Origin of the sequence: Paracoccus sp. (in: a-proteobacteria), assembly GCF_047973135.1 — a bacterium.
GTDB lineage: Bacteria > Pseudomonadota > Alphaproteobacteria > Rhodobacterales > Rhodobacteraceae > Paracoccus.
In genome coordinates this window covers 1-8,045 of the sequence record NZ_JBKEBL010000067.1, presented here as the reverse complement: position 1 = coordinate 8,045, position 8,045 = coordinate 1, and the positions used below count along the sequence as shown (strand labels likewise).

Here is an 8,045-nt window from a genome sequence, read left to right as displayed (position 1 = left end):
GGGCTCCGGGTTGATCGCCTGCTCCGACATCGTCGCCAGTCAGGCACAGCACGTTGCGCACCCCCATGGCCGCCGCTCCCAGAACATCGCCCTGAATCGCGATACGGTTCCTGTCACGGCAGGAAATCTGATACACCGTCCCAAGCCCCTTGCGCGTCAGCAGCGAACAGATGCCGATCGACGACATATGGCAATTCGCGCCCGACGCATCGGTCGCGTTGATCGCGTCGGTCGCATCGGCAAGCGGCTTGGCGGCGGCAAAGACATCGGCGGGGTCGGCACTGTCGGGCGGGTTCAGTTCAGAGGTCACCGCAAATTCCCCCGCGCGCAGCGCCAGTTCAAGCGCGCTGCCCGATTTGCAGCCCTCGGGCGGAGGGGCATAGGGGCGGATGGCGTTCGGATCGGTGTGGAACAGGCTCATCTTTCGGTCCTCAGTGGCGGGCCTTGCGCGGCTCGGATGCCAGCGGGGCCGAGGCGGGTTCGGTCTTGCGGGCGGCAGGGAAAGCCTGCGCCAGCGCTGTGCGTTCCCGTTCGGGCGACAAGTCGTCCTGATGCGCCCGCTCGCGGCTGGCGCGCAGCCATGCCGAAGAGCCCTGAAGGCGGCGGTCCACGGGGGGCAGGACATTATTGATCCGCTCGCCACCGCGCATCCGCGACGCGCCATCCCACGCCAGCACCCAGACACAGCGCATGTCGGGCCTGACCTCGCAAAAGCCGCCGGGGCGCACGCCGCCGCAGGGGCCGTTGCGCAACTGTTTTGGGCAGTTCATCGGGCAGGACATGCCGGTCGAGGACAGCACGCACTGGCCACACATCCGGCAATCGAACAGCAGCCCCTTTACACCGCGTTCGGCAAGCGCGAAGGGCCGTTCAAGCCGGTCATAGCCGATCCGGACAAAAAGCGGATGCAGCCGGACAAGGGCGTTTTCCAGTCGGGCATAGATCCATTCGAAGGTCCGTGAATGCCGGACAGCCATCAAGCGAATGCGGTACATACGACCTCCTTGCTTTTGCAGGGCAAGGATAGGGGTGCCGAGCGGCTGCGCATAATTCGCTTTGACGAATGCGGGTTTCGTTATTGTTATAATGCAGGATCAGGCCTGTTGAGACACAACCTCTCGCAGGATCTGGTCGAATTCCTGCAACGCCGGATCTGCAGGCGCGGATTTCAGGCGCGTCACCCCGATAGGGGCGATTTCTTCGGGAAAGCCGGTGCGAACCTCGGCCAGATCGCCACGAAGCTGCCGCAGCTTGCGCGTGCTATAGGTCAGCATGGCGGCGGAATTGCTGTCCAGCAGCATCTGTTCGGCCGAGCCGAAGGACAGCAGCTCGCAGGTTTGGGTGGGTGGCGTAACGCCGATCCGGGACAGGACCGTTTCAAAATAGGCGCGCACGGGCGTGCCATGCGGAGCGACGATCCAGTTGGTTCCCGCCAGCGCCTTTCGGTCCGGCGTACCGGCCAGCAACGGATGGCCCTGATGAACGATCACGGCGTAACGTTCGTTATACAGAAATTCCTCGTCCAACCCCGCGGGACGCAGCGGGCCGCGCATGATGCCGACGATCCGGTCGATTTCGTTGCGGCGCAGCGCCTCGATCAGGCTGTTATAGCTGCCCGGAACGCAGGCCAGCCGCACATTCGGATGGGCATTGGTGATCCGCGCAAAGGCGCGCAGAATCAGATCCTGGCCGGAAAAGGGCAGCATCCCGACGCTGACCCGACCGACAAATTCGCGCTCCAACGTTCGAAGCTGGTCAGGCAGGGTATCAAGCCTGTAGGCAATGCTGCTGCCAAGATCGCCAAGAATACGCGCGGGCGGCAGCATGGTCATGCCGGTCGCGGTCCGCTGGAACAGCCGCAGACGAAACCGCTTGGAAAATTCGTTCAGAGTGCGGCTGATGTCGGGTTGCGATTTGCCAAGCCGCGAGGCGGCAAGGGTAACGCTGCCCTCGCGGCAGATCGCTTCGATCACCTGAAGCTGGTAAGAGCGCAGGTTGTATCTGAGCATCGGCACCGCCTGGGGATCAGAGAACAGGCGGGCCTGCGCGTCGTCGATCATCGCGGTGATCAGGTTGCACATCCGCACCGCGACATCGCCCTGGGGCGTGGTGTCCGCGCCGGACCAGCCGCGCCGGAACAGGTTGCAGCCAAGCCGCCGTTCAGCCGCCGCGACAAGCCGTGACAAAGTCGGCTGCGACGTGTTCATCGCCTCGGCCGCATGTTTGAAGCTGCGCGTGCGCGACACCGCCTCAATGGCGATAATTTCCCTTATTTCCAAAATGTTGTGCGCAGGGGCGCGGCTTGCTGGCACTGTTCCGGTTCCGGTCTCAGGCATATAACAATTATGTAATGCATAATACCAAGGTTGGAATAAGTGATCAATTCCCGCCATGTTTAACTGTGCAGGATGTGAAAGGGAGGATCACATTATGCCCACCGGACCCAAGCGCCATCCGCTGCGTCTGTCACATATCGACCGCGCGGCGCATGTTCTGGCGGTGATTGCCGGGACCGGCCTTTTGCTGGTGCTGGCGCTGATCTTCGTGTCGGTCATCATGCGCTATATCTTTGCTGCGCCGATTGTCGGCGTGAACGAGATCGTGCAGCTTGCCTCGGTCGGGATCGTCATGCTGGCGCTGCCCTGGTGCACGGCCGAGGGGGCGCATGTCAGGGTGGACGTGCTGGACGGAAAGATCGGCAGTCTGGGCCGGTTTCTGGGCGATATCCAGGCGCGCGCTATTGCCGCGCTGGTGCTGATCGTGCTGGTCCGGCGGGCGATCCTCAAGGCGCTTGACGCGCATGAGTTCGGCGACGCGACCAACATGCTGCAAGTGCCGATCTGGCCGTTCTACGCGATGATCGCGGCGGGGATGGCGCTGTGCGTGCTGGTGCTGATCGCGCAACTGCTGCAAATCATGAAGGAGAGCGCACGATGACCCCGACCATGGCTGGCGTGATCGGCATCATCTGCCTGTTCGGATTTCTGATCCTGCGCACTCCGGTCGCCTTTGCCATGCTGGCCGTGGGCTATGGCGGCCTGTATCTGCTTGACGGCCCGCGCGCGGCCGGGGCGGTCCTGCTGACCGAAAGCTATGGCGCGGTGTCGAATTATTCGCTGATCGTTGTGCCGATGTTCATTCTGCTGGGCAATGTCTCGTCCCATGCCGGGTTTTCGCGCGGGCTGTATGATGCGGCTTTTGCCTGGGTCGGGCGGTTCCGGGGCGGGCTGGCCTCGGCCTCGGTGATCGGTTGCGCGATGTTTTCGGCTGTTTCCGGGTCGTCGGTCGCAACGGCAGTGACTATCGGCAAGGTCGCCTTGCCCGAGATGAAGCGCCTTGCCCGAGATGAAGCGCCTTGGCTATGGCGATTCGCTGGCCACGGGCGCGGTCGCGGCGGGCGGAACGCTGGGGTTTCTGATCCCGCCTTCGACGGGGTTCGTGATCTATGCCATCCTGACCGAACAATCCATCGGCCGCCTGTTCATGGCGGGTATCCTGCCGGGTATCCTGCTGATGGCGCTGTTCATCGCCACGGTGGCGATTGTCGCGACCCTTGATCCTGCCGCCGGTCCGCGCGGGCCATTGGTGCCGCTGGCGCAGAAGTTTCGGCTTTTGGGCCGGTCCATGCCGCTGATCGGCGTCATCGTGGTGTCGATCGGGGGCATCTATGCCGGGGCGTTCACGCCGGTCGAGGCATCGGCCATCGGTGCCGGGCTGGTGGTCCTGCTGGCCTTTGGCACCCGCAGAATAGATGCGCCTGGTTTCGGAAACGCGGTCATGGACACGATCAGAACATCGGCCATGCTGTACATGATCGTGATCGGCGCGAATGTGCTGAACCCGTTTCTTGCGGTCACGCATATTCCCGAATCCCTGGGCAATGCGCTGGTCGGTATGGGCCTTGGGCCATACGGCACCCTACTGGCGATCATTCTGGCCTATGTCGTGCTGGGGATGTTCCTTGACGGGTTGTCCATGCTGGTTGTGACCATTCCCATCGTGTTTCCGGTGATCGTGCAACTGGGCTTTGACCCGATCTGGTTCGGCGTGGTTGCGGTCATCGTGATCGAGATGGGCATGATCACGCCACCGGTCGGGCTGAATGTCTTTGTGGTCAAGGGCGTGGCGCAGAACGTGTCGATGACGACGGTTTTCCGAGGCGTGACCCCGTTCCTTCTGGCGATGATCCTGGGGCTGCTGCTGATCGTGATGATCCCCGGCATCGCCCTGTGGATTCCCAATTCGATGTTCGACGGCTGAATCAGCCCCTACGGTCCGCGCCCCTCCGGCGCGGCGCATAGCAACGGAGAGACGAATGACCCTGATGAAACTTGCCGCCGCGATGGCGACCGGTGCCGTGGTCCTGACCGGCGCGGCACAGGCGAAAGAACTGAAATTCGCCGATTTCCAGCCCGCGACCCATCCCTATATCGAAGCCGTCTACAAGCCCTTCATGGACGAGGTTGCGGCCTCGACCGGCGGCGCGGTGACTGTCAGGCTGTATGGCGGCGGCGAGTTGGGCCCCGGTCCGGCCGATCAGTATAACCGCGCCGTCGATGGCGTGGCCGATATCGTCTTTGGCCTGCCGGGTTACACGGCGTCGAATTTCCCGCTCACGCTGGTGACGGAACTGCCCGGCGTGATCGAAGCCGAGACCGGGACCAGGCATGTGCTGGCCCATCTGGACATGCTGGCGGGCGAATACCGGCGCGTCACGCTGATCGGGCTGTGGACCAACGATCCCAATGCGCTGTTCATGGCCCGAAAGCCGGTCCGGGCGCTGGAGGATCTGAAGGGCATGAAAATCCGGGTGCCGTCGCGCAATGCCGGGCTGGTGATCGAGGCCTGGGGCGGCACCCCGATCTCGATGCCCGCCCCCGAGATCTATAACGCCATGCAGACCGGCGTGATCGACGGGGCCTTTATCGACGGCACGACCACCTATTCCTTCCGGCTGTCAGAAGTGACCGACTACATCACCACCGGGATGGACAGCTCGATTTCAAGTTTCTTCATGCTGATGAACCGCGACAGTTTCGCCGATCTCGACGACGCACAGCAGGCCGCGATCCTTGAGGCCGGGCGAAACGCCTCAATGGCGGCCCATCGCGTTCAGATCGAGGGCGCGGCGCGCGGCTTTGCCGATTTCGCTGCAATGGACGGCAAAGAGATGATCACCCTGTCACCGGAAGAAGCCGCCCGCTTCAACGCCGCCTCGGCCCCGGTCGTGGATAAGGTGATTGGGGAACTGGACGCCAGCGGTGTGGATGCGTCAAGCTATGTCGCGGCGCTGAAGGCAGACTAGCCGGGGTGGCCCCTGTCGCAAGGACGTGGGCCACCCCGCGCTTTGCCATTACTCGGCGAAGGCCGTATCTCAGCTTCGTTGCATGACCCTGCGTCCAAGCCCGGCGACCGCCACCGCGCCCAGCAAAAGCGGCAACCCGCCGGGCAGCGGAACGGCGGGCGGATTGCCGTGAAGCGGCGTCCCGTTAATGACGATGTCGGAAAGATCGAACCGTGCGATACCATAATAGAAATGACCACCAACATTAGGGTGATACAAATAATCGGTCCTGTATCTATAGGACCTGCCGGTAAGATGAAAAGACGACACAGGGTTGAAGTAATAGTCGCTAAAATCCAACGCCATTGGATCCAACGCCGCTGGATCCAATGGGTTGAACAGCCAGGAGTAACCAAAGAAGCAGTTTTTCCCGCCCATGGTACAGACTGTCTGAGCCGGATCCAGCCGTATTTCTCCGGTAACAACATCGCCAACATTCAGGCCATATGGCACGTGCGAGCTTGTCACGGCGTTGTAATAGGGATCGGTGTCCACACAGGGTGCTGGGGGCGGATCGGAGGGGTAAACATCGCAGATGAAAACTTTCTGAACCAGCTCTGCGGCAAAGGTGATTGTGTCGCCATAGGTGACGGCCTGCGAGGGCGAGGGGGACAAGGCGATCGCGCCGAGTGCCAGGGCAGAAAGGACCGATTTCGGAATCATGGGGTAAATTTCCTTAGTTTTCAATAAAATTATTTGAGCGGCCACGGAAATTAAATCGCAACCTCATATAAAAGAGCACATATATTTTATAATAGCAAATTTTTTTGTGAGGAACCCAGATAAACAGTGCAAGCCCGCATGTCGCCGGATGGCGATGAAATCGCGCGGATCCTCGGTCAGTTCCTCGCATGTCAGCGTGTCGACCCCGATCAGAACCGCCAGCGAACTGTTCAGGTAAAACACGATTCCGCCCCGGCGGCGGTACGATTCGGATAGGTGCAGGGTTCGACCCGGTTCGTTTCAGACAAAAACGGGCGCGGGTTGGCCCCGCGCCTCGTCATCGGTTTCCGACTGCGGCGGCAACGCGCCGTGCAGGCCGTATCTCAGCTTCGTTGCATGACCCTGCGCCCAAGCCCGGCAACGGCCACCGCGCCCAGCAAAAGCGGCAACCCGCCGGGCAGCGGAACGGCGGGCGGATTGCCGTGAAGCGGCGTCCCGTTAATGACGATGTCGGAAAGATCGAATCGTGCGATACCATAATAGAAATAATCGCTACGATTAGGGTGATACAAATAATCGGTCATGTATTGATAGGACCTGCCGGCAAGATGAAAATACGACGACTTTAAGAATTGTGTGTCACTAAAATCCAACGCCATTGGATCAAACGCCGTTGGATCATTCGGGCTGAACAGCCAGTAGTCACCAAAGAAGCAGTTGTTCCCGCCGATGGTACAGACTGTCTGAGCCGGATCGAGACGTATTTCTCCGGTAACACCATCGCCAATATTCAGGCCATATGGCACGTGCGAGCTTGTCACGGCGTTGTAAAAGGGATCGGTATCCACACAGGGTGGGGCTGGATCGTAAGAGGTTTCACCGCAGTTGAAAACTTTCTCCACCAGCTCTGCGGTGAAGGTGATTGTGTCGCCATAGGTGACGGCCTGCGAGGGCGCGGGAAACAAGGCGATCCCGCCAAGAGCCAGGGAGAGAAGAACGGATTTCAGATTCATGGGGTAAATTTCCATAGTTTTCAATTCAAAAATGGGGTGGCAAAGGGAAATTAGATCGCAGCTTCTTTAAAAGTGCACATATGTCACGGGATTACAACATTTTTTGACAAGCTCATGCCAACGGCCCTGCGGACTGACCTGTGTCAACGCCAACGGCAGCCCTGAGCCCTTCCTCGACATTCATTTACCTGCTAAAATTCGCCAGGCTTACTTTCACCCTATGTTCCGTTCAGAACAGGAGGTCGCATGTTGCCAGCAATCGAGAAGTGGTTTTCAGAGTTGACAGACGAGCAGCGGAAAACGGCTGTCGATCTGCGGAGCATCGTCTTGTCGCAGGGCGCGCAGCTTCGTGAAGAATTCAAATGGGGGCAGCCGTGTTTCTATGGAAATTCAATGGTCTGTTATATTCAGAAAGCAAAATCCCACGTCTCTTTGGGCTTTGGGAAAGGCGCGTCACTGACAGATCCAGACGAAGTTCTGGAAGGGAACGGCGGCCAGATGCGGCACGTCAAACTACCCTTGGGGACCGATGCAGATCGAGGCAAACTGGGTAAGCTGGTCAAACAGGCCATCGCGTTAGACGCGGTTGCATAGTGCAACGGCGGCTTCGTTCCGCAAAACCGGCATTCCCGGATGGCCATGCTTCGGATGCGCGCCATAACCTAACCGCAATAATTCATGAAGCTGCGGTATCGCACCGTGTAGGCATGGCATCGCCCATTCCGGTTTGACCCACACAATGGACTTCGGCGACCGTTTTTTCGGGCCGCTGACGTCATGTGAGGTTGTGCAGGTTGATGTTTCTGGATGAGCGGGGCGTTTCGCTTCAGGCCGGACACGGTGGCTCGAGGGCTGGGAACAGCAAGGTGAGAAGTTTCCTGCGCGGGCAGCAGGCCGGAAGGGTGATGATGATCCGGGTCTTCTTTTCGACGATGGTAGCGGCCAGCTTGAGCAGATACAGGCGCAGCGTGTCGAACTGCGCATACCGCCACGGGGACCGTTTGGGGCAGGCGGCGCGGAGCCTC

At 60.3% G+C, this 8,045-nt stretch carries 10 protein-coding genes and 1 pseudogene; 5 read left to right on the top strand and 6 right to left on the bottom strand.

The window, feature by feature from the left end:
- The 3 genes from ACK5L9_RS05780 to ACK5L9_RS05770 all read right to left on the bottom strand — a co-directional run.
- Positions 1–421 (bottom strand): methylenetetrahydrofolate reductase (locus ACK5L9_RS05780; RefSeq protein ID WP_416910507.1); only part of this gene is annotated, 421 nt, incomplete at its 3' end.
- A gap of 10 nt (positions 422–431) precedes the next feature.
- Positions 432–995, bottom strand: coding sequence for a methylenetetrahydrofolate reductase C-terminal domain-containing protein (locus tag ACK5L9_RS05775; protein WP_416910506.1), 564 nt, complete (start codon positions 993–995; stop codon positions 432–434).
- A gap of 99 nt (positions 996–1,094) precedes the next feature.
- The gene (locus ACK5L9_RS05770; protein WP_416910505.1) at positions 1,095–2,336 is read right to left on the bottom strand and encodes a LysR family transcriptional regulator; all 1,242 of its coding nucleotides are present in this window, start codon (positions 2,334–2,336) and stop codon (positions 1,095–1,097) included.
- A 94-nt stretch (positions 2,337–2,430) separates the two neighbouring features.
- On the opposite strand from ACK5L9_RS05770, the gene ACK5L9_RS05765 reads away from it, so the two are divergent.
- From ACK5L9_RS05765 to ACK5L9_RS05750, 4 genes and pseudogenes are all read left to right on the top strand, one after another.
- Complete coding sequence (locus ACK5L9_RS05765) at positions 2,431–2,937, top strand: TRAP transporter small permease (RefSeq protein ID WP_416910504.1); 507 nt, start codon at positions 2,431–2,433, stop codon at positions 2,935–2,937.
- Positions 2,934–3,278, top strand: a pseudogene (locus ACK5L9_RS05760) (TRAP transporter large permease subunit); the annotation flags it as partial. The gene ACK5L9_RS05765 and the pseudogene ACK5L9_RS05760, both read left to right, overlap by 4 nt.
- A gap of 67 nt (positions 3,279–3,345) precedes the next feature.
- Positions 3,346–4,260, top strand: a complete 915-nt coding sequence (locus tag ACK5L9_RS05755) for a TRAP transporter large permease (RefSeq protein ID WP_416910508.1) — start codon at positions 3,346–3,348, stop codon at positions 4,258–4,260.
- Between the two features lie 55 nt (positions 4,261–4,315).
- Complete coding sequence (locus ACK5L9_RS05750; RefSeq protein WP_416910503.1) at positions 4,316–5,305, top strand: TRAP transporter substrate-binding protein; 990 nt, start codon at positions 4,316–4,318, stop codon at positions 5,303–5,305.
- Between the two features lie 69 nt (positions 5,306–5,374).
- Here the strand turns inward: ACK5L9_RS05750 and ACK5L9_RS05745 are convergent, their stop codons facing one another.
- Both ACK5L9_RS05745 and ACK5L9_RS05740 read right to left on the bottom strand, forming a co-directional pair.
- Positions 5,375–6,007 carry a hypothetical protein gene (locus ACK5L9_RS05745; protein WP_416910502.1) on the bottom strand — a complete coding sequence of 211 codons (633 nt, stop codon included), beginning with the start codon at positions 6,005–6,007 and terminating at the stop codon, positions 5,375–5,377.
- 383 nt (positions 6,008–6,390) lie between these two features.
- Positions 6,391–7,020 (bottom strand): hypothetical protein, encoded by a 630-nt coding sequence (locus tag ACK5L9_RS05740; protein ID WP_416910501.1) that lies wholly within the window; start codon positions 7,018–7,020, stop codon positions 6,391–6,393.
- 246 nt (positions 7,021–7,266) lie between these two features.
- Here ACK5L9_RS05740 and ACK5L9_RS05735 point away from each other — a divergent pair, with 246 nt between their 5' ends.
- Positions 7,267–7,614: a DUF1801 domain-containing protein gene (locus ACK5L9_RS05735; protein ID WP_416910499.1), complete on the top strand. Its 348-nt coding sequence runs from the start codon at positions 7,267–7,269 to the stop codon at positions 7,612–7,614.
- Positions 7,615–7,846: 232 nt separating this feature from the next.
- Here the strand turns inward: ACK5L9_RS05735 and ACK5L9_RS05730 are convergent.
- Positions 7,847–8,045 (bottom strand): transposase (locus tag ACK5L9_RS05730; RefSeq protein WP_416910498.1); only part of this gene is annotated, 199 nt, incomplete at its 5' end.